Annotated in this window: 13 protein-coding genes and 1 tRNA gene; 6 read left to right on the top strand and 8 right to left on the bottom strand. The window is 62.8% G+C overall.

The window, feature by feature from the left end; genetic code table 11:
* Window positions 1–385 precede the first annotated feature (385 nt).
* On the top strand, window positions 386–1,693 hold the full coding sequence (locus BG22_RS01695; protein WP_258186163.1) for an MATE family efflux transporter: 1,308 nt from the start codon (window positions 386–388) through the stop codon (window positions 1,691–1,693).
* Window positions 1,694–1,788: 95 nt separating this feature from the next.
* On the opposite strand, the gene BG22_RS01690 is transcribed toward BG22_RS01695, so the two are convergent.
* The 4 genes from BG22_RS01690 to ftsY form a co-directional block, all read right to left on the bottom strand.
* Window positions 1,789–3,615 (bottom strand): nucleotidyltransferase domain-containing protein, encoded by a 1,827-nt coding sequence (locus tag BG22_RS01690; protein ID WP_140492537.1) that lies wholly within the window; start codon window positions 3,613–3,615, stop codon window positions 1,789–1,791.
* Between the two features lie 431 nt (window positions 3,616–4,046).
* Window positions 4,047–4,385, bottom strand: a complete 339-nt coding sequence (locus tag BG22_RS01685) for a P-II family nitrogen regulator (RefSeq protein ID WP_109057958.1) — start codon at window positions 4,383–4,385, stop codon at window positions 4,047–4,049.
* 1 nt (window position 4,386) lies between these two features.
* Window positions 4,387–5,682 carry an ammonium transporter gene (locus BG22_RS01680; RefSeq protein ID WP_094666605.1) on the bottom strand — a complete coding sequence of 432 codons (1,296 nt, stop codon included), beginning with the start codon at window positions 5,680–5,682 and terminating at the stop codon, window positions 4,387–4,389.
* 342 nt (window positions 5,683–6,024) lie between these two features.
* Window positions 6,025–7,494 carry a signal recognition particle-docking protein FtsY gene (gene ftsY, locus BG22_RS01675; RefSeq protein WP_181163331.1) on the bottom strand — a complete coding sequence of 490 codons (1,470 nt, stop codon included), beginning with the start codon at window positions 7,492–7,494 and terminating at the stop codon, window positions 6,025–6,027.
* 132 nt (window positions 7,495–7,626) lie between these two features.
* Here ftsY and BG22_RS01670 point away from each other — a divergent pair, with 132 nt between their 5' ends.
* On the top strand, window positions 7,627–8,472 hold the full coding sequence (locus BG22_RS01670) for a TetR/AcrR family transcriptional regulator (RefSeq protein ID WP_223852054.1): 846 nt from the start codon (window positions 7,627–7,629) through the stop codon (window positions 8,470–8,472).
* A gap of 260 nt (window positions 8,473–8,732) precedes the next feature.
* A complete protein-coding gene (locus BG22_RS01665; protein ID WP_140492533.1) occupies window positions 8,733–9,767 on the top strand; it encodes a glycosyltransferase family 2 protein in 1,035 nt (344 codons plus the stop codon).
* A gap of 74 nt (window positions 9,768–9,841) precedes the next feature.
* Here BG22_RS01665 and BG22_RS01660 read toward each other — a convergent pair whose 3' ends face one another.
* Together BG22_RS01660 and BG22_RS01655 are read right to left on the bottom strand one after the other, a co-directional pair.
* Window positions 9,842–11,437: a C69 family dipeptidase gene (locus BG22_RS01660; protein ID WP_140492529.1), complete on the bottom strand. Its 1,596-nt coding sequence runs from the start codon at window positions 11,435–11,437 to the stop codon at window positions 9,842–9,844.
* Between the two features lie 1,185 nt (window positions 11,438–12,622).
* Window positions 12,623–12,695: transfer RNA gene (locus BG22_RS01655), tRNA-Lys, on the bottom strand.
* 735 nt (window positions 12,696–13,430) lie between these two features.
* Here BG22_RS01655 and zwf point away from each other — a divergent pair.
* The 3 genes from zwf to pgl all read left to right on the top strand — a co-directional run bounded on the left by zwf (window position 13,431) and on the right by pgl (window position 17,085).
* On the top strand, window positions 13,431–14,969 hold the full coding sequence (zwf, locus tag BG22_RS01650; RefSeq protein WP_140492526.1) for a glucose-6-phosphate dehydrogenase: 1,539 nt from the start codon (window positions 13,431–13,433) through the stop codon (window positions 14,967–14,969).
* Window positions 14,966–16,003, top strand: coding sequence for a glucose-6-phosphate dehydrogenase assembly protein OpcA (locus BG22_RS01645; protein WP_140492523.1), 1,038 nt, complete (start codon window positions 14,966–14,968; stop codon window positions 16,001–16,003). The genes zwf and BG22_RS01645 overlap by 4 nt, the downstream gene beginning before the upstream one ends.
* 209 nt (window positions 16,004–16,212) lie before the next feature.
* Window positions 16,213–17,085, top strand: a complete 873-nt coding sequence (pgl, locus tag BG22_RS01640; protein WP_140492520.1) for a 6-phosphogluconolactonase — start codon at window positions 16,213–16,215, stop codon at window positions 17,083–17,085.
* A gap of 253 nt (window positions 17,086–17,338) precedes the next feature.
* Here the strand turns inward: pgl and gndA are convergent, their stop codons facing one another.
* Together gndA and BG22_RS01630 are read right to left on the bottom strand one after the other, a co-directional pair.
* Complete coding sequence (gndA, locus tag BG22_RS01635) at window positions 17,339–18,793, bottom strand: NADP-dependent phosphogluconate dehydrogenase (RefSeq protein WP_140492517.1); 1,455 nt, start codon at window positions 18,791–18,793, stop codon at window positions 17,339–17,341.
* A gap of 460 nt (window positions 18,794–19,253) precedes the next feature.
* Entirely contained in the window at window positions 19,254–20,585 is a 1,332-nt protein-coding gene (locus tag BG22_RS01630) for a putative ABC transporter permease (RefSeq protein ID WP_140492514.1), read from the bottom strand.
* Between the last annotated feature and the right edge of the window lie 343 nt (window positions 20,586–20,928).

Here is a 20,928-nt window from a genome sequence, read left to right as displayed (position 1 = left end):
AAATTTACCGGGGTTGGCATTCGCCGTTATGGTTATGCACATCGGAATGCACCTGCGCATGCACAGACATGTCTCCGAGTACGCTTTCCGACGATTTGTTTACCGTGGATTCACCCTGTGGAGGGGTGCGCGACACGCAGAGGAGGGGAATGTGGATAGAAAAATAAGTTATCCACATTTAGGGGATAACTATGGGGATAATCCACCAACTTATCCACATAATGGGGATAAGTTGGTGGATAGTTTGGGGATAACATTTCGGACGACTGGAGGCCGGTTGCGCAACGTAGTCAATCATGATACGCAGCAGAATCCGGCCGTCGCACCGGAGCAGGACGGTGGCAGGCGAGGTGCCGACGGCCGCGACGGCACCGGCAGCGACTCGATCAACCGGCGGATTCTGGCGTTGGCCCTGCCCACATTCGGGCAGCTTATCGCCGAGCCTACGTTCATTCTCATCGATACGGCGATTGTGGGGCATATCGGAGACGCGGCGTTGGCCGGCCTGTCCATCGGGTCGACGATCATCCTCACCGCCGTCGGATTGTGCATCTTCCTCGCCTATTCGACCACCGCGCAGGTGGCGCATCTGCTGGGCGCCGGCCGCCGACGGGAGGGGCTGCAGGCCGGCATCGACGGACTCTGGCTCGCGCTAGGCATCGGCGTGGCGCTGAGCGTCGGACTATTTGCGGCCGCCGAGCCCTTGTGCCGGGCGCTCGGAGGCCAGGGCGCCGTACTGGATCAGGCCGTGACCTACACGCGCGCAATTGTGCTGGGCGCACCCGGCATGCTGCTGGTTTATGCGGCCAACGGCATCTTCCGCGGACTGCAGAAGGTTCGCATCACGCTAATCGCCGCCGTAAGCGGCGCCGTGCTCAACACGGTGCTCGAGGTGCTGTTCGTCATCGTGTTCGGCTGGGGCATCGCGGGGTCCGGCGCGGCCACGATGATTGCGCAATGGTATATGGGACTGTTTCTGGTGATACCGGCCATTCTGTGGGCCCGGACGGATGGAGCGAGCCTGCGGCCCCGACTCGAGGGAATCGTGGCCGCCGGCGGCGATGGTTTGCCGTTGTTCATCCGCACCTTGGCGATCCGCGCGGCGATGGTGGTGACGGTCGCCAGCGCCGCCCGCATGGGCACTGCGGTGCTGGCGGGATTCCAAGCCGTGAACTCCTCATGGAACTTCGCGATGAACATGCTCGACTCGGTGGGCATCGCCGGCCAGACCCTGGTGGCCACGGCGTTGGGTGCCGGCAACATCGCCGAGGCGAAACGACTGACGCGCGGCACCGGACGCGCAGGCCTTGCCATCGGCGCAGTCATCGGTCTGGCATTCGCCGTGATCGGGCTGTTCGCCGGGCATTTCTTCTCTCCCACGCCGCATATCCAGCTGCTGATCGCGGCCGGTATGGTGACGATGGGCGTTTTCTTCCCGCTTCAGGGTTGGATGATGGCAATCGACGGCATCCTCATCGGCTCACGCGACTACCGGTATCTCGCCGTCACCTGCACGGTGACAGCTGTGGTGTACATCGCGCTCATGCTGCTGCTGGCCGATGCCGTAACGCCGCATCTGGGCAACGATCTGCTGCGCACGGTGACGCTATGGGCGGCATTCAACATCGTGCTGATGGGCGGTCGCGGCCTGTGCAACGGGCTGCGCGTGCGCGGTGACCGTTGGATGAGGTGAACGGGTCGCCGACGCAGCGCGAAAGTGTCGTATACGTCACCGTATGCGATGCGACACATCGCAACACCGAAGTGTCATATCGCGACGCCGGCGTCTCACATCGCGACGCGTACGGCGGCATACATGGCGCGGACCAGCTGTTCACGCCATTTGGACCAGCCGTATTGCTTGGTGATGGTCTCGCCGGCGGTTGCCCCGAGCGAGGAACCGTCCGCGCGGGTCAGGTCGAACAGCATGTCCAACAGCACCTTGTCGTGATGCAGCCGTTCCGCCAGTTCGGTTGCCACCGCCGGGTCGTTCGGGTCGCGACCGGCGGCGAACTCGGAAAGCGTCAGATGCTCACGCACCAGCGTTGTGGCCCATTCCACGATGTCCGGCGCGAAGCCCATGCGCTTCAGAATCACCGGCACATGGCGTGCGCCTTCGGCGGCGTGATCGCGCACGAACGCGCGTTTGCCGATGTCATGGGTGATGCCGGCGAGCAGGAGCGCGGTGTAGTGGTCATCGTCATACCGGCCACCGGACGGCGTTTCCCTGCCGAGGCGTGACGTGACCTCCACCATATGCCGGTCGATGGTGTACCGGTGGGCGGCCGAGGCGGACGGACGGTTGCGGATTCCGAGCCATTCGGGCATCCAGCGTCCCGGAATGTCCACGAAATCAATGCTTTCCCAGACGTTCATCAGCTCCGGCCCACACGCCAAAAGGCGCACGAACAGTCCGCGGGATTCCTCGTCCCACTCGCTGTCCCGGATCGGGCAATGCTTGAGGTTCATCAGCGTGGACGGATTGATCGGCAGTCCGAACTCCCCGGACGCCACGGCCATACGCAGCGCCAGTTTGGCATCCGCAGTCGGGTCCACGCCGGGGGCCAATACCAGCTCGCCTTCGTGTTTGGCCACGCCGGGAGCGACGAGGTCGAATTGCGGCGCCTCGCGCTTGCCGCCGGCGCGCTGGGAGAACATCTGGAAGAAGGCGAAACGGGGCTTCTCATGCGTCAGTGAATGCTCGGCGCGGGAGGCGGTGGAGTCGAGCGAGAAGGAGATGCGGCGGCCGATGCGGGCGAGCAATGTCTGCAGGTCGTCAATGGAGTAGGCGGCGCGCTCCTCCTCCGGCCACGTCGGATCGGCGAGGCCCAGCATGGCGGCCACCTTGGCCTGATAGGGCGTGAGCAGCATATTGGTGTCCTTGCCGGCCACGAGATGGATGCAGTCGCGCACGTCCAGCAGGCGCTCCACGGCCTCATCGTAAATGCCGTGCGGACGGTCGGCCAGCCACGATGCGGCGAGCGCCGAGATCAGCACCGAGTCGCGCAGACCGCCGCGCGCCTCCTTGATGTTTGGCTGATTGACGTATTGCATGCGGGCGAATTCGTCCAGCCTCGCCTTCGCGGAGTCCAACAGCTCGGGCAGGCGCTTGCGGGCGGCTTTGCGCCACCGCTCGAGGATGGAAAGGGCCGTGGTTGTGATGAGTTCGGTGTCCCCGGCGATGGGCTTGACGTCAAGCCATCCCATCGCGGCGGGCAGGTCGTGGTCGGTGACTTCCTCGCATTGGGCGCGCGTGCGGATGGAATGGTCCAAGTCCAGGCCGCTGTCCCATATCGGATACCACAGTTTGTTAGCCAGCTCGTTGAGCTGCTGGTCGTTCAGCGCGTGGGGTTCATAGATAATCACCAAGTCAAGGTCGGAGCTGGGGCCGATCTGCCCGCGGGCCAAGGAGCCCACCGCAGCGAAACCGATACCAGTGCTCGGCACGGCGAAGGACGTGGACTTGCATGCCTCGTCCCATAGTTCCGTGAGGCACCGCATCGCCAACTCGGTGCGCGCCTGACGCTTGGCCGAGCCGTTCCGGTAGACGCCGTCGTCATCCGGCCGGCTCATGTCCATGAATTGCTGTTTCAACCCATCTACTGCCGATGCCATTGCCTATCCTTGCCTCATCTTTCGCTTGGGATTGCGTCGTCGCTCATGGCTTAGCGCTCTATCTGCTTTGCAAGGGGTACATTGGAGCCTTTGCGGACAGCTATCTGCGTTGTAAGGGGTACTTCAGACCGCATAACCCGAGTATGTCTACCCTTGGCGTGGCGCCGTCACGCCATTTTTCGCGCTGGTCTACTTGGCCAGGTACCCCTTGCAAAGCAGATAGCTGTCCGCAAAGCCCTCGAGATACCCCTTGCAACGGAGATACGCACATCAATATCCGAAATACCCCGAAACGCCCGCGCCGCTGCGCCGGAATGGACGCGAAGTGATACGAAAAGTCCCCGCACGGCGACTGGCGCAGCGTGCGGGGACCTGTCTTATTCGATAATCCGAACCCCGAGCGAGATACCACAGGAGGAACGGACGCCTTATCAGATCGCGGCGGAACCGGTCTCGCCGGTGCGCACGCGGGTCACCGAGTCAAGCGGGGCGACCCACACCTTGCCGTCACCGATGGTGCCGGTGCCGGCGGACTTGACAATCACACCGACCAGCGTCTCGGCATCGGCGTCATCGGCCAGAACCTCAACGCGAATCTTCGGAACCAGATCCACGGTGTACTCGGCGCCGCGGTAGACCTCGGTGTGGCCGCGCTGGCGACCGTAGCCGTTGGCCTCGGACACGGTCAGACCGTGCACGCCGGCGGCCGCAAGGGCCTCCTTGACATCGTCGAGCTTATGGGGCTGGATGATAGCGGTAATCAGCTTCATCTCACTTCACCTCCTTGAGAACAGAGCTGGCAGTACCAGCAAAATCGTAAGCACGTTCACCCTGGTCGGCAAGGTCGATGCCGCCGACTTCCTGGGCCTCGGTGACACGCCAACCGATCGTCTTCTCGAGCGCGAAGGCGATGATCGCGGTGATCACGGCGGAGTAGAGGATGGCGACCAGCGCGATGCAAATCTGGACAACCAGCTGCTTCCAGTCGCCGCCGGCCAGCAAACCGGTGCCCTCGCCGAAGAAGCCGATAAGCACGGTACCGGTCAGACCACCGACGCCGTGGACGCCGACCACGTCAAGGGAGTCGTCGTAGCCGAACTTGAACTTGAGACCGCAGGCCAAGCAGGTCAGGATACCGGCGATGGCGCCCATCACGATGGCCCACAGCGGGGAGACCACATCGGCGGCCGGGGTGATGGCGACCAGACCCGCGACCATACCGGAGGCGGCACCCATCGCGGTGTAGTGGCCGGAACGGATCTTCTCGGTGAAGCCCCAGGAGAGCATGGCGGCCGCGGTGGCGGCGGAGGTGGAGACCCAGGCGTAGCCGGCGGTGCCGTTGGCGGCGAAGGCGGAACCGGCGTTGAAGCCGAACCAGCCGAACCACAGCAGGAAGGCACCAAGCATCACGAACGGAACGTTGTGCGGACGGAACGGCTGCGTGCCGAAGCCCTTACGCTTGCCGATAATCAGCACGATGATCAGCGCGGCGACTGCGGCGTTGATGTGGACGACGGTACCACCTGCGAAATCGTGGGCGGCCGCGCCGATGGCGGTGGAGATCGCGCCCTTGGCGGAGAGCAGGCCGCCGTTCCAGACCATGTGGGCCATCGGGGCGTAGTCGAAGGTGATCCACAGCGCCACGAAGATCATCCAGGTGCTGTACTTGACGCGCTCAGCGATAGCGCCGCAGATCAGACCCACGGTGATCATCGCGAAGGCGACCTGGAAGGCCACGTCGATGGAGGCCGGGTAGTTGTTGGCGTTCAGGGAAGCCGAACCGAACACACCCTGATCCGCGACCATCGTGTCCTTAAGCAGGAAGCCCGTGGCCGGGTCGCCGAAGATGCCGCCGATGTCGGAACCGGCATAGGCGATGGACCAACCCCACAGGGTCCAGATGATCATGGTGACCGACAGGGCGGCCGCCTCAAGCATCAGCATGTTCAGGACGGCCTTGGCACGAACCATACCGCCATAGAAGAACGCCACACCAGGCGTCATGAGGAAAACCAAGGACGCGGATGTCAGGATCCATGCGGCATTACCGGAATCAAGCGTTCCCATGTCTACCTCCCTCTCTTTCAGCTCACGGCGCCTGAACCGCTACACGGCCGGCGTCTTTGTACTCACTTTGCAGTCCCCGTTCGGGGCTAACAGTTCGTCAGTTAAAGCCCGCATCATTTTGGTTTCGTTACGGCAAGTTACGCGATTGTTAAGCACGACCGGGCTTATCGCAAGGGTTTCGCTGACGGATTCCGGCGAGATTCCAACGGATACGGGAAGACCCCGAACCATGTTTCCATCATGATTCGGGGCCTTGTTTGGGTCTGCATGGAGCGTTTCACGGCTCACAACGTGGACGCGGGCCGACGCGATGCAGCCACGGCCGACGACGAGTCACGCGAGCTACGCCAGAATGCCGTCCACGAAGCCTTCCGGATCGAAGGGCGCCAGATCGTCCGGGCCTTCGCCGAGACCGACGAGCTTGACCGGCACGCCGAGCTCCTTCTGCACGGAGATGACGATGCCGCCCTTGGCCGAGCCGTCCAGCTTGGAGAGCACCACGCCGGTGATGCCGATGGCCTCGGCGAACACTTTGGCCTGTATCATGCCGTTTTGGCCGGTGGTGGCGTCCAGCACGAGCAGCACCTCGTCCACCGGTAGGTTCTTCTCGGTGACGCGGCGAATCTTGCCCAGCTCGTCCATGAGGTTGGCCTTGTTCTGGAGTCGGCCGGCGGTGTCGATGATGAGCACGTCAGCGTTCGTCTCCTTGGCCTTGGCGGATGCCTCGAAGGCCACCGAGGCCGGGTCGGCGCCGTCCTTGTCGGAACGCACCACCGGCACGTTCACGCGGGCACCCCATGTCTCGAGCTGGTCCGCCGCGGCGGCGCGGAAGGTGTCGGCCGCGCCCATGACCACCTGCTTGCCTTCGGCCACGAAGAGACGGGCCAGTTTGCCGGCGGTGGTGGTCTTGCCGGTGCCGTTGACGCCCACCATGATGATGACGCCCGGCTTGTTCGCTCCCGGCTTTTCGGCGTTGAGGCGACGATCAGTGTCGCGGCCCACCAGATCGAGCAGTTTCTCCTTGAGCGCGGCACGCACCTCGGCGGGATTGGACCGGTCGTTGACGCGGGCGTCCGTACGCAGCTCGTCAACCAGCTGGCCGGATGCCTCGGCACCGACATCGGCGAGCAGCAGGGTGTCCTCGACATCCTCCCAGTCCGCCTCGGAGAGGTTGTCCTTGGTCAGGATATTGAACAGCGCCTTGCCGAACGGATTGTCGGACTTGGCGAGCTTGGCCTTGAGGCGAGTCAGTCGCGAGCCGATGGATTCCGGGGTTTCGGATTTGGGCTGCGCGGGGGCCGTCGGGGCCTCAGGAGCTTCCGGGGTGACGGGCTCGGAAGCAGGCTCAGGCGTCGACTTGGAAGCCGGCTTCGGTTCCGTGTCGGCGATAAGGGAATCGGAAGTCTGCGATTCACCCTTCGATGACGGCGTTGCCCCGCCTGCAACGGTCTCGGCTCCGGCTTGGGATTCGGACTGAGACTCAGCCCGGGATTCGGTGGACGCCGCGGCGGGGGCGGCGGATTCGGCCTTCGATGAGGCCGGTTCCGATGCCGATGGTCCACTCTTGAAGGCCTCAGCCTTCGTTTCCTTCTCGGCCCGAGCCTTCGCCGCTTCCTCAGCTTCGGCCTCAGCGGCCAGTCGCGCGTCCGCCGCGGCCTTGGCATCGCGGGTCCGCTTGTCATCCGGGGCGGTCTGGCCCACCGCGCGGTCCAGATCGCGCCTGCGGGACTTGGACCACCACACACTCACGGCGATCAGGATGACCGCCACCACAATCACGCCGATAACGGCCAATACGGTATTCATATCCATAAGCCAAAGTCTATCCCGCGCCCGGAATCAGGGCACCGGCCAGACCCCGGAACCGACCGCCGCGCGGATACGCCCAATGGAGGCCGATTCCGCCCGCGGGCTAAGCTGAACGCTATGGCACATTCTTCACGTATGACATCGCTACAGCGGCGCGAGCAGCTCATCGAGGTGGGGCGTTCACTGTTCGCGGCCAAAGGGTTCGAAGCGGTGAGCGTCGAGGAGATCGCCGCGCATGCCAAGGTATCCAAGCCTATTGTCTATGAACATTTCGGCGGTAAAGAGGGTCTTTACGCGGTGATCGTGGACCGGGAGATGCGCGCGCTGACCACCACGCTCACCGAGGCGCTGGACAATCCGGACGTCCACCCGCGCCGCATCGTGGAGCGGACCGCGCTGGCGCTGCTCACATACATCGAGGAGAACGCGGAGGGCTTCCAAGTGCTGGTGCGCGACTCCCCCAGCACCGACCCGTCCGGATCGTTCAACTCGTTGCTGGGCGATATCTCACTGAGGGTCGAGGACATCCTCTCCGACACCTTCAAGCGACAGAAGCTGTCCGTCAGGGGCGTGCCGTACTACGCGCAGATGCTGGTGGGCATGACCGTATTCACCGGCCAGTACTGGGCGGACCGCCCGAAGGTGAGCAAGGAGCAGCTCGCGGCGTACATCGTGGATCTAGCGTGGCATGGCCTAAGCCGTCTGAATTCCAAGCCGCAGCTGCTGTTCGAGGGCGCGAAGGCCCGGAAGGAGGCAGAGCGTCGGCATAGGGATGACGCGGCGTCGCCGGAGGAATCGTCACGCCCGGCCGACGCGAAGTGCGGCGAACCGGACGAGCCGGACGGGTCCGAGCCCGCCGGACAGGGCGAGTCAGACGTCATACCTGAGGGCCCGGGCGAACCGGACGTATCCAACGAGACATCGCCCCGCACCGGACGGACGGCGAGGACAACGACGCGCGGGCCGGCGCGTAGGGACTAAAGTCGGTAGGCCAAAAGCAGTCAGCAGGAAGTAGTCGGCCGAGGGCTGCCGTCCAACAACAACAGCCGCCCGGCAGCCCGCTCCGGCCACAGGTGCATTCCCAAGTCCATTCCAAGCCGAACTCGGGGAAGATTCAGGGGATGCAGAACGTGCATTCAGGGCGCCAACTTGCGTAACGTCCTGCCGCGCCGGGCACCCAAGTGCTACGGTGTGAACAGTACAACGCACAACGATGAATTATGTGAGGACGACATACTGCTATGGCCAATACGGCAAAGACGCTCACCTTCGTGATCCCGGCATACAATATGGAGTCCTATCTCGACCGCTGCGTGAATTCGATACTCTCCGCCGCGAACACCCAGGACGTCGAGGTACTGATTGTGGACGACGGGTCCAAGGACGGCACGCTCGCCTACGCGCAGAAGCTCGAACGCACCAATCCTGGCGTGGTGCGCGCGATTCATCAGGAGAACAAGGGCCACGGCGGCGCGGTGAACACCGGCCTGGCGGCCGCGACCGGCATGTACGTCAAGGTGGTGGACGCGGACGACTGGGTGGACCCGCAGGCCATCGACACCGTGCTCGCCACGCTGCGAGCGCAACGCGAGACGAACGAGCCCATCGACATGTTGGTGACCAACTACGTGTACGACAAAGTGGCCAAACGTCACAAGCACACGGTGAACTTCCGGCGCGTGATGGACTCCGGCCGTGTGCTCGGCTGGGATGATCTGGGCACGTTCGGCCTCGCGCAGTACATCATCATGCATGCGCTCACCTTCCGCACACAGGTGGTGCGCGATTCCGGGCTCACGCTCCCGGAGCACACGTTCTACGTGGACTTCTACTACTCGTATCAGCCGTTCCCGTGGGTCAAGCGCATCCAGTATCTGGATGTGCCGTTCTACCACTACTTCATCGGGCGCGAGGGACAGAGCGTGCAGACGGATGTCATGATTCGCCGCGTGGATCAGTTGCGGCTCGTCAACCGTCTCATGACCGAGGCCACGCCCGAACGCGGCACGGTCCCGGACGGGCTGTACCGGTACATGATCCACTTCCTGTCCATCGAATCGTGCGTGACGTCCGTGTTCCTCATCCTGTCCCGCGACCCGGCGAACTACGAGAAAAAGCGTGAGCTGTGGGCCGCACTCGACGAGTACTCTCCGGCGATCGGACATGACGTGCGCGCCAAGATCATGTCCCGCGCGATCAATCTGCCCGGTTCCGCCGGGCGTTGGGCCGTGCGCAACGGATACACCATCGCCGAGAAGGTCGTCGGCTTCAACTGATTCCGTCCTCGAATCCGGATGGGGCGGCGGACGCAGAACCCGCGCGGACACCGCCCCTGCGGCAATCGCCCGCGTCACACCCAGCGGTCGGACATGGCGAAGCTGTTGTGCATCAGGTTGCTGGACGTGTACAGCACGCTGTCAAGCAGCTTGGCGGTGTGCTCGCGCAAATAATCAGCTGTGCGCTCGTTGGCAGCCTCCAGCACCGACGGCACGGCGCGCACGTCCTCGTCGCCATAGCCGCCCTCGGCCACCTGCGCATCCGTCTGTTCGACCAGACGATGGCCGAACGCGCGCACCAGCTCCGCATAATGCTCGATCGCGTTGCGCGTCTCGAACCAGTGGGCGTCCGCGATCACGGCGATGAGACGGTTCTCCCAATAGAGATTGCCGGTGGAGACCGTGGGCGTGGTGTCGCGCAGGTAGGCGGGCGTATCGTCAACGTTCGCATAGAACGGCGCGATTGTGGTGAACGGGCCGGAACCGAAGGAGACCCACATCACCGCACGACTGCACGCCGGGACGTACGGGCGCAGCTGAATGGCCACCATATGACCGGTGCGGTTCACACCGATCGGACGGTACCGGTGGCGTGATTCCGCCGTACCGGTCGTACCGTAGGGGTCGTACGGTGTGCCCTCGAAATGGGAGGACAGCAGAAAATCGACGTCCTCGAGGGTCACCTTGTCTTCCGGCACGCGGCACCACGGGATGTCGTCGGACTCGGGTGTGTATCGCGCGGCGGGCGAATCCCAGTCCTCGCCGGGGTTGAGATGACGCTGCATGTACCAGGCGCGCGGGGTGTTGTAGATGTGGTCCTTGGGCGTGGCGGTGCCGAAGACCTTGCGCGGGTTGAAACTGCCGGTTACGCCGGCGCTCGTCCCGGCAACGGCCCCGAAACCGGCGCTGTGGGAGTGACGGCCACCGGACACGGCGGGCGATCCCATCGCACGGTCAAGATGATGCTCGGCGATGAACTCGCGCAAATCCGCACTGCACATGTATTCGCGCTGTTTGCCGAACGCATCGGTCAGGTCGAAGTCGTCGATGCCCAGCTGGTTGGGGATGGTGGCATAGCAGTCGTCCGGCACACGGCGGGCGATCCAGTGGTGACCGCCAATCGTCTCGACGTACCAGATTTCGTCCACATCGGAGATGATCACGCCATTCGACTCGTACGTGCCGTAGGTCTCCAGCAGCTCGCCGAGCCGGGCAACGCCCTCGCGCGCGGTGGTGACGTACGGCAGGACGAGGGTGATGATGTCCTCCTCGCCGATGCCGCCGGGCTGTTCGGGGCGGTAGTCGTCGTCACCGGGCTCGCCCTGCGCCGGCTGCAGCTCGACCATCGGGTCGGCGGCGAGCACACGTTCGTTGACGGCGATGGTTTCGGTGGCGCTCATCGCCACGTTATGTTCGTTGGCGCCGGCCTCGGCCAGCACGCCACGGTTGTGCAGCACGTTCGGCGCGATGGTGTAGCGGCAGGGATTGTCCGGCAGGTCGATTTCGACGTGGCTCAGCACGCTGACGTAGTGGCGCGGCTGGTCATCCGGGTGGACCGCGATGAGACGCTTGGGATCATAGCGGCCGGAGCCGGAATCGTCGTCGCGGGCGATGATGGTGGAGCCGTCGTAGCTGGCGTTCTTGCCGATGAGGATGGTAGTGCATGACATGCGGCCCACTGTAGGCGACGGGATGGCCGGGAATCCGGACCGGGCACTGGACGGGGCGATCGTAACATTTAGGCTCTGTTAAACCAGAATTGGCATGGGCTAATCAACGAGAGTTCTGAATGGGTTGATTTCCTAGGGAAATCAACCTCACCGATTCGCCTCTTACGCCAAAGGTGGTTTAACAGAGCCAACATTTATCGCGGATGGTCGCGAAAATCGCCGCCATCCGTGCTACTGATCAATCATCAGGTGAATATCGAGGACGAAACTACGACCGCGCAAGCCTTCGCATCCACGCTCTGTGCCTTATCGTGCCAGTTCTTGCCTCGCCGATTACGCGGCCGAGTGCTGGGGGATAATGAGCAATCAACATCAAGCGCCATCATGCACAGGACCACGCACTGCGCAAGCTGTGATTCCCATATAATTCCCAGCTAATGCACACGCCGCACCGAGACTGATGGTGTTATATGTGAATCACGGCCGCAAAGCCCGCAATAATTGAACCTTCTTCTTCTCTTCCTCTTTCTTCTCCTTCAAAGCCCGGTTCCCGCCGGGCTTTGTTTGTTTGTGGCGCATATGGACAGGTGCGGAGGCGCAGATTGGGGTGCAATTCCATGATGGGTCTCAGCAATCCACCTGCCATTCGTTAAGGCCAGCCACCTCTCTCACGCTCCGAGCAAGACTGTCACAAGACTGTCACAAGACCGTCGCAGGACTGTCGGATTTCGACGCTTCGGTGACGGTTCTCAACGCAAGAGTGTCGGTTTTCGTTACTTGACTGTCGGATTTCGTACGTATGCCGTACGAAATCCGACAGTCTTACGTCGAGGTCCGACAGTCAGGTGTCGAAATCCGTCACCGAAGCGTCGAAATCCGTCACCGAAACGACGAGAACCGACAGTTTGCGGCAATCTTGTGGCAGTCTTGCTCGGAGAGCACAGTCCAAGGCTCCGCGGAATACAAGAAAGGCACCGGCGTCAAACCGATGCCTGAGAGGTAGCGAGCATCTGCGCTCATGTTGTCCAATGTTGTCTCGGAAGGCAATTAGCAGCTAAGAAAATTCAGGGATAATCAGGGATGAGACGCGATTGGCAAAAACAAGAAAAACCCTTGGACCTCAATGATTCCAAGGGTTTCAAGGAGAAACAAGAAAGGCACCGAGCAAAGCCGATGCCTTAAGTGTGCCCCCTGTGGGATTCGAACCCACAACCCACGACTTAAAAGGACGCTGCTCTAACCGTTGAGCTAAAGGGGCAACAGCACTAAGATACACGCGGGCTCCAGACATTGTCTAGTCCGGCGTTGCGTATCACCTCGCTCACACGTCAGCCACACGTCAATCGAACATCTAGTGATCCGTCTCACTAATAATTGAGGGGTAGAGTTTCTCCTCTAACGAGGAGGTTACCAATGAAGCTGACTGGGGAGAGACAGAAGCTGGACCCCTCAATTATTAGTGAGACAGACCACTAGTATGCCACGTCAGAAATTCGTTTATTAATTCCCTACCCCTCAGACCCGCTTCGCGGGCCGGTTCCCCTAACAAGGGGAGCCAAAAATATAATCAACGAATTAATGACGCGGCATACTAGTATGCCACGTCAGAAGTTCGTTGATTAATTCACTACCCCCTCAAACCAGCTTCGCGGGCTAGCTCGTCCTGCAATCACGGACGCACTTCGCGCGTGTTCTGCTGGCTTGCCTGCCGGCTTGCATGTTGCCGGCAAATAGCTCCGCTGTCTGTTTCACGGCAACGTCCTGACGAAGGGAGCCAACGATATAATCAACGAACTTCTGACGTAGGCCACTAACAATCCGTCAATCACCAGTCGGGCTCTCGGACTCAAAGCACGGACGCACACCCTCAACGGAATAATCCCAGCGGAATGTCCCCAGTGCCACTACATGGCACCGCCCTGTGACCCACATCGCACCCGCATCGTGTATCGCCTCTGGCGAATGATGGCCCCTACAGACTACGCTGGGCACCATGAATGAATCCATTGCCTGGAGCAATCCGCTGCGCGATTCGCGCGACCTGCGACTGCCCCGCATCGCCGGACCTTGCAGTCTCGTCATCTTCGGCGTCACGGGCGACCTGTCGCAGAAGAAACTGCTTCCCGCCGTCTACGATTTGGCCAACCGCGGCCTGCTGCCGCCCAGCTTCGGTCTGACCGGTTTCGCCCGCCGCGATTGGACGCAGGAGCATTTCATCGAATTCGTCAAAGCCGCCGTACAGGCCCATTGCCGCACGCCATTCAAGGAATCGACTTGGAAGAACCTCGCGGCCGGCATCCGGTTCGTTCGCGGCACGTTCGACGACGCGGAGGCCTTCGAACGTCTGAGCGCCACCGTGCAGGAACTCGACCGCGACCGCGGCACGCGCGGCAACCACGCCTTCTACATGTCCGTGCCTCCGCGCGCCTTCCCGGTGGTGGCCAAGCAGCTCGCCGCCTCGGGACTGTCCCGCTCGTCCGAGGGCGCGTGGCGCCGCGTGATCATCGAGAAGCCGTTCGGCCACGACCTCGCCAGCGCCAAGGAGCTCGACCATGTGGTCTCCGAGGTGTTCGACCCGAGCTCGGTGTTCCGCATCGACCACTACCTCGGCAAGGAGACCGTGCAGAACCTGCTGGCCCTGCGCTTCGCCAACGCGATGTACGAGCCGATCTGGAACGCGAACTACGTCGATCATGTGCAGATCACGATGGCCGAGGACATCGGCATCGGCGGACGAGCCGGCTACTATGACGGCATCGGCGCCGCACGCGACGTGATCCAGAACCACCTGCTGCAGCTCATGGCCTTGACCGCCATGGAAGAGCCGGTGAGCTTCACCGCCAAGGATCTGACCGCCGAAAAGACCAAGGTGCTCTCCGCCGTTCGTCTGCCCAAGGATCTTTCGCTGCATACCGCGCGCGGCCAATATGCCAGAGGCTGGCAGGGCTCGCACGAAGTCGTCGGGTATCTGGAAGAGAAAGGCATCGACCCCAAGAGCACCACGGAAACGTATGCCGCCATCGAGCTGGACATCGATACCCGCCGTTGGGCCGGCGTGCCGTTCTACCTGCGCACCGGCAAGCGCCTGGGCAAGCGCGTGACCGAGATCGCAGTGGTGTTCAAGCGCGCGCCGCATCTGCCGTTCGAGCAGACCGCCGTACGCGAGCTCGGCAAGAACGCCATCGTGATTCGCGTGCAGCCGGACGAGGGCGTGACCATGCGCTTCGGCGCCAAAGTGCCCGGCGGCACCACGATGGAGGTCCGTGACGTGAACATGGACTTCAGCTACGGCCGCTCCTTCACCGAGAACTCGCCCGAAGCCTATGAGCGACTGATTCTGGACGTGCTGCTCGGCGATCCGCCGCTGTTCCCGACCACCGAAGAGGTGAACCTGAGCTGGGAAATCCTCGATCCGATTGAAGAATTCTGGTCCACGCTCGGCCAGCCGCAGCCCTATCGTTCGGGAACCTGGGGCCCGGCCGAAGCCGACGAGATGCTGGCGCGCGAAGGCCGTCACTGGAGGATGCCATGATCATCGATCTGCCCAATACCCGCACGCGCGAAATCGCGCATAAGATCGAACAGCTGCACGAGGAACGCGGCGAATCCGCCACCGGACGCGTGCTGACGCTGCTGATCGCCACGGATGACAGCGAGCTCGAGCACGCGCTGGAGATCGCCAACGCCGCCAGCCGTGAGCACCCCTGCCGAGTCATCGCAATCGTGCCGGATACCGAACATCATGACGACGGCGACGCGAATGACGCCGACCATGCCGGCGTGGAAGCTTCTGACAACAGCGCCGGCGCGAAGCCGATGGAGAAGACCGATAACCCGGCGATCGACCTTACCGACGGCCCTGCTGAGTCGAATCTCAACGCCCAGGTGCGGTTCGGCGCGGACGCCGGTGCTGGAGAAATTATCATTCTCCGCCCGCGCAACGGGCTGATCAACCACCCGGATACGCTGGTCATCCCACTGCTCGTGCCGGATGTGCCCGTGGTGGCGTGGTGGCCGACGAATCCACCGTCCAACCCATCCAAGGATCTGATGGGCGCGATGGCCCGCAGCCGCCTCACCGATGCAATGCGCTCCAACAATCCGGAAGCCACCATCGAACGCCTGCGCCGCAATTGGACGGCAGAGGACGTCGATCTCTCATGGACGCGTCTGACCGTATGGCGTGGTCTACTGGCCTCGATGCTCGACCAGCCGCCGCACCTGCCGATCACCGCCGTGAAGGTGAGCGGTCCCAAGGAATTCCTGCCGATGGATCTCCTGTGCGCATGGCTGCGGTTGAAGCTGGGCGTGAATGTGGACGTCGAGTATGTGAATGACGCCGAAGCCGTGACCGGCGTATACCTGACTCGCTCGGACGGCGTGGTTTCGCTGGAACGCCCGTACGAGGATCAGGCGCTGATTTCGATGCCCGGCCAGACACCGCAGGCGATTTCCGTGCCCGTGCGCACCATCGAGGATTGCCTGACCGAGGAGCTGCGCCGTATCGACCCTGATGAGGTGTACGCCGAGGTCATCAATGAAGGCTGGGATCTGATTCGGCACTGATTCGGCACTAATTCCATCGACTCTGCCGCAGATGAATCGGCCGCACAATCGGCAACTACGAGCCGGTTCGTGGGTATCTGTACTTGCAGGAAACCTCGCGGACCGGCTCTTCTGTTTCATGAGCATGGCGCAGCGCCAACAACCGTCATGACCGCTATGAGTCGCCACTGAGAGAGAAACTATCGAGTGGTTTAATGAAGGAGCATCACATGGCAAATCGCAGACTCATCGTCTATCCGAATACCGATCTGATGATTCAGGCCGGTGCGCAGCGCTTGGTATTGACGCTGCTCGACCTGCTCGCCGAGCGTCTGCCGGATGGGAAGCGCCGCGAGCGCGTGGATGTTGCGCTTTCCGGCGGCTCGGCTGCGAAGCCACTGGGTTTGGTGCTTGACGACCCGCTGTCGGCTTCGATCGACTGGACGCGCGTGCATTTCTGGTTCAGCGACGAACGTTTCGTGCCGGCCGACAGCGCGGATCGCAACGCTGTGGCCGCTCGTCGGTTGCTGCTCGACCAATTGGTGGCTGAGGGTAAACTGCCCGAATCCAATATCCATGAGATGCCGGCCGATGTGCGCTCCGCTGATGATATTGCGGCTGCGACCGCCGCCGCATCCGGCGACGACGAGGAGGCGCGCGCGGCCGCAGACGTCGCCAACGATGCTCTGCTGGACGCCGCCGCCCGCTCCTATGAGTCCAAGCTCATTCGCGAACTCGGCCCTGAGCCGGTCATCGATCTGATGATTCTGGGCATGGGACCGGACGGTCATTACGCGTCGCTGTTCCCGGCCTCCTCCGGGCACCACGAGGTGCTGGTGCGCAATCGTCTGACGGTAGGCGTCAGCCACTCTCCCAAGATGCCGCCGTTGCGCGTGTCTCTCACCGCGCCGCTGATCGCCCGCTCCCGTCACACCTGGTTCTTCTCGGCAGGTGCGGGGAAGGCCGATTCCTTGGCGCATGTGTTCGCCGCGCCTACTGATGGCGATGGCCTCACTGGCGACCCGGAGTATCCGTCGTCGTTTGCCGGCGGCGTGGACGAGTTCGTCTGGTTCTCCACCGAAGAGACCGTGGTGAAGCTCTGAACCGACGAACTGAAGCGGCATGCCGAAGCCGCCGCATACCAAAAAAGGCTTAGGACGGCCCACTGGGCCGTCCTAGATTCTCTCCCGTTTGGCTATCGCCAAACCCGAACCGGCCGCCCGGTTCACCTCCGGCCCCAGCAATTATGGACTCGCTCTACGAGCGAGGCTCAACGTTGGCTCGGCGGCAAACCGCCTCGCACCGAAGAAGGCCGGACGGCCCACTGGGCCGTCCTAAGCCTGAGATTGAGGAGTATTACTCCTCAATCTCAGGCTTGCCCTCTTCGGCCCACAACGTGTGGAACACGCCGGGCTTGTCTACGCGGCCGTAGGTGTGGGCACCGAAGAGGTCGCGCTGGGACTGGGTCAGGGCGGTGGGCAGGCGCTTGGAGCGCAGGCCGTCGTAGTAGGCCAGCGAGCTGGAGAACACCGGGGTCGGAATGCCGGCCTCGACGGCCTTCATAATCACGCGACGCCATGCATCCTGGGATTCGCCGATGATCTTCTCGAAGTACGGGTCGAACAGCAGGCTCTCCGGCGGGTTGTCGCCCTTGAAGGCCTCGGTGATGCGGTCGAGCAGGAACTGGGCGCGGATGATGCAGCCACCGCGCCAAATGCGGGCCACCTCGGACAGGTTGATGTCCCAGCCGTACTCCTTGGCGCCGTCCTGAATCTCGTTAAGACCCTGCGCGTAGGCCACCACCTTGGAGGCGAACAGCGCCTTGCGCACGTCCTCCACGAACGCCGCACGGTCCTCGCCCTCCAGCGCGATGGTCTTGTTCGGACCGGCCAGGCCCTCGCGCTGGGCGGCTTCACGCAGCTCGCCGTGCGACGACAGGGCGCGGGCGAACACGGCCTCACCGATGGAGGCCACCGGGGAACCAAACTCCAGACCGGTCTGCACAGTCCAAGTACCGGTGCCCTTCATGCCAGCGTGGTCAACCACCACATCCACGAACGGCTTGCCGGTCTCGGCGTCCTTGTGGTGCAGAATCTCGGCGGTGATCTCGATGAGGTAGGAATCAAGATCGCCCTTGTTCCACTCCTCGAACACGTCGCCAATCTCTTCGGCGTCCATGCCCAAGCCGCGGCGCAGAATGTCGTACGCCTCGCCAATCACCTGCATATCGGCGTATTCGATGCCGTTATGCACCATCTTGACGAAGTGGCCGGCGCCGTCGGTGCCGATGTGGGTCACGCACGGCTCGCCATTGACCTTCGCGGCGATCGACTCAAGAATCGGGCCAAGCGTCTTCCAGGACTCCACGGTGCCACCGGGCATCAGGGACGGGCCATTGAGCGCTCCCTCCTCGCCGCCGGACACACCGCAGCCCACGAAGTGGAAGCCCTTGGCACGCACTTCCTTCTCGCGCTTGATGGTGTCCTTGAAGAAGGAGTTGCCGCCATCCACGATGATGTCGCCCGGCTCGAACACCTCTTCGAGCTGCTCGATCACGGCGTCGGTTGGCGCACCGGCCTTGACCATGATGATGGCGGTGCGCGGGCGCTTCAGCGAAGCCGCGAACTCCTCCAGCGTCTTGGTCGGCACGAAGTCGCCCTCGGTGCCGTGCTCCTCCATCAGCTTCTCGGTGCGGGAGTAGTGACGGTTGAACAGGGCCACCGTGTTGCCGTGGTGGGCCAGATTACGGGCCAGATTGGAGCCCATCGCAGCCAGTCCGATGACACCGATATTTGCAGTAGCTTCGGCCATATGCCTTGCCTTTCTTGACCGTAGGACGCCCGCGAGCGCCCTGTGAATCGGCGACGTGCGCGCAGATGGCCCGCCTGGCCGCCGACGTCCCCTTTCGGAGACCCGGATTTCGTTCAAACACTGCCAGTCTATCGTTCGGCATGACGCGATGCACGGCACGTCTTACGCTGCCCGCGTATTGGTCGCGCGGGATGAGGAATGAGGGATGAGACAGGCGACCTTGCATGCAGACGTCCGCCATGCAGGTGTCCGCCATGCAAGCGAGCCGGCATGCAGACAGCCGGTCCGCGGACGGCCCTCACCACCGATACCGTGCGCGCGACCGTAAGCACCGCGGACGACCATCACACTGGGGTCGCGCGCACGTCATCGCCGCGACAAAGATGGGCACCAGGGACGGGCCACCGCACTGGCGGCCACATACGCGACGCCCGACGCGCTCAGGGGCAACCTACCTCCGCTACATGAGGCCGGCCTTGGACGGGTCGATGTTCATGGTCTGGAAGCGCTCGGCCATGTAGTCGTTGCCGAAATGCTCGCCGAACCACATGGCGGCCGGGGAATCCTGCGGCTGGCCGGCGATGCGCCCGTACCAGCAGTCCAACGCCATCAGCGTGAATACGATGTCAATCACCATGAGCACGGCGCACACCGTGGTCAGCGAATAGCGCACCTTCCAAGGAATGCGGTTGATCAGCGCCAGCATGCGCGGCAGCAGCCATCGCACCCATACCACGCCGATCAATCCCCAGAAGAACATGTACTTGCCCGATGTGCGGCCGTCGATGGAGAGCCACTGGCCGGTGTAGTCCCATGCGGTGATGCCGAACGCCACCTCCATGAACCAGCTGGTGGCGTATTCGAACGCGCCGCCGATCACCGCGGAGGCGCAGAAGATCAGGAACGGGTTGGCCTTCCACAGTCGGTTCAGGCAAACGGTCACCAACACCGCGCCGCAGCCGTAAATCGGCGAGAACGGGCCCCACAGCAGTCCCGCACGGTCCTGCAGCTCGCCGTGGTACAACGCCATGTGGTAGATCGTCTCGATGGCGAGGCCGCCCACCGACGCAATGGTGAACAGCCAGAAGATATTGAAGAAATCCAGCTGTATGTAGCCTTTGCCGGACTGGTCGCGACCCAGCATGCCCGCAGCCACCGCGGATTCGTAGTCGTCGCGTTCGTCCATGCGCCTGAGTGCCCGTTGCAGCCGGCGTTCCTCGCGCAGCGACGGGTCCGCCGTCACCGAAATCACGATGAGTATGATCATCTGGATGCCCGGCATCACGATGTTCCAGCCGAGGCCCTGCAGCGCCAGCGACAGCATGCCGTCGGCCAAGGTGAGCGGCATGAGCACGTACGCCCATCGAGCCGCGTATCGACGGCGGTTGCGCACCAACAGAATGCCGAAGACGGTCAGGCACACGGCGTTGACGATCAGCACCACCGCATGCAGCGACGTGAGGATGAACGTCAGGCTCATGGCGTCGACGTGGACCCGACCCTCGAGGATCTCGCGCAGGGAATACACGGTGGACAGTACGAGAATCGGCAACGTGGCGAGGCCGTCGAGCAGCACGAGCACGCCGTAGACCCGCGCAAGGATCGGCAAACGTTTGGCATCGAGGTCCAGATCCGCGCCGTCCAGCTCCGCGGCTGCGAGTTCCGCTTCGAGGGCCGATTCACTGCCCGGGTTGACGACAGCGGCACCGGCAGCGGCGTCAACGGCGTTATCGACGGCGGCCGCTTCGGCGGCATGATCCTCGCCGAGTTTCCCGGACGTGTGATCGGTCATAGCGCACCCCTTCTAGTACGTACCGTTCAGGCCTTTTCCATTGTGGCATGTCCCGTGGCTTGCAGCATGACTCGCTCTGCGACACTCATGGCCGACACGCCCAAGACGACCGCCACTGGGCAAGACGCCCACAGCGCCCATCCATCCCAATCGCGCCCCCCTTCGTATGCGACCGCTTTCAGGAAACATCCAAAAACCATCCAGAGACTCTTGCCGGAAGTCGCAGGGACCCTTGCGCACTGCCCAAGGCCCCTTTGCAGCGGCAGCGGTGTACTTGAACCATCAACAAACCAGCGAACGCATGACGGGCGCCCACCGCAAGCGCGGGCCGTCTCCGTCATGC

Origin of the sequence: Bifidobacterium sp. UTBIF-78 (genome assembly GCF_006408945.1) — a bacterium.
Lineage (GTDB): Bacteria > Actinomycetota > Actinomycetes > Actinomycetales > Bifidobacteriaceae > Bifidobacterium > Bifidobacterium myosotis.
This window is presented reverse-complemented; position numbering and strand designations above follow the sequence as displayed.

Bases quoted from the DNA above. Each gene is read 5' to 3' on its own strand.
- BG22_RS01690 (WP_140492537.1), bottom strand. From the start codon at position 3,615: ATGGCATCGGCAGTAGATGGGTTGAAACAGCAATTCATGGACATGAGC.
- BG22_RS01685 (WP_109057958.1), bottom strand. From the start codon at position 4,385: ATGAAGCTGATTACCGCTATCATCCAGCCCCATAAGCTCGACGATGTC.
- BG22_RS01680 (WP_094666605.1), bottom strand. From the start codon at position 5,682: ATGGGAACGCTTGATTCCGGTAATGCCGCATGGATCCTGACATCCGCG.
- ftsY (WP_181163331.1), bottom strand. From the start codon at position 7,494: ATGGATATGAATACCGTATTGGCCGTTATCGGCGTGATTGTGGTGGCG.
- BG22_RS01670 (WP_223852054.1), top strand. From the start codon at position 7,627: ATGACATCGCTACAGCGGCGCGAGCAGCTCATCGAGGTGGGGCGTTCA.
- BG22_RS01665 (WP_140492533.1), top strand. From the start codon at position 8,733: ATGGCCAATACGGCAAAGACGCTCACCTTCGTGATCCCGGCATACAAT.
- BG22_RS01660 (WP_140492529.1), bottom strand. From the start codon at position 11,437: ATGTCATGCACTACCATCCTCATCGGCAAGAACGCCAGCTACGACGGC.
- zwf (WP_140492526.1), top strand. From the start codon at position 13,431: ATGAATGAATCCATTGCCTGGAGCAATCCGCTGCGCGATTCGCGCGAC.
- BG22_RS01645 (WP_140492523.1), top strand. From the start codon at position 14,966: ATGATCATCGATCTGCCCAATACCCGCACGCGCGAAATCGCGCATAAG.
- pgl (WP_140492520.1), top strand. From the start codon at position 16,213: ATGGCAAATCGCAGACTCATCGTCTATCCGAATACCGATCTGATGATT.
- gndA (WP_140492517.1), bottom strand. From the start codon at position 18,793: ATGGCCGAAGCTACTGCAAATATCGGTGTCATCGGACTGGCTGCGATG.
- BG22_RS01630 (WP_140492514.1), bottom strand. From the start codon at position 20,585: ATGACCGATCACACGTCCGGGAAACTCGGCGAGGATCATGCCGCCGAA.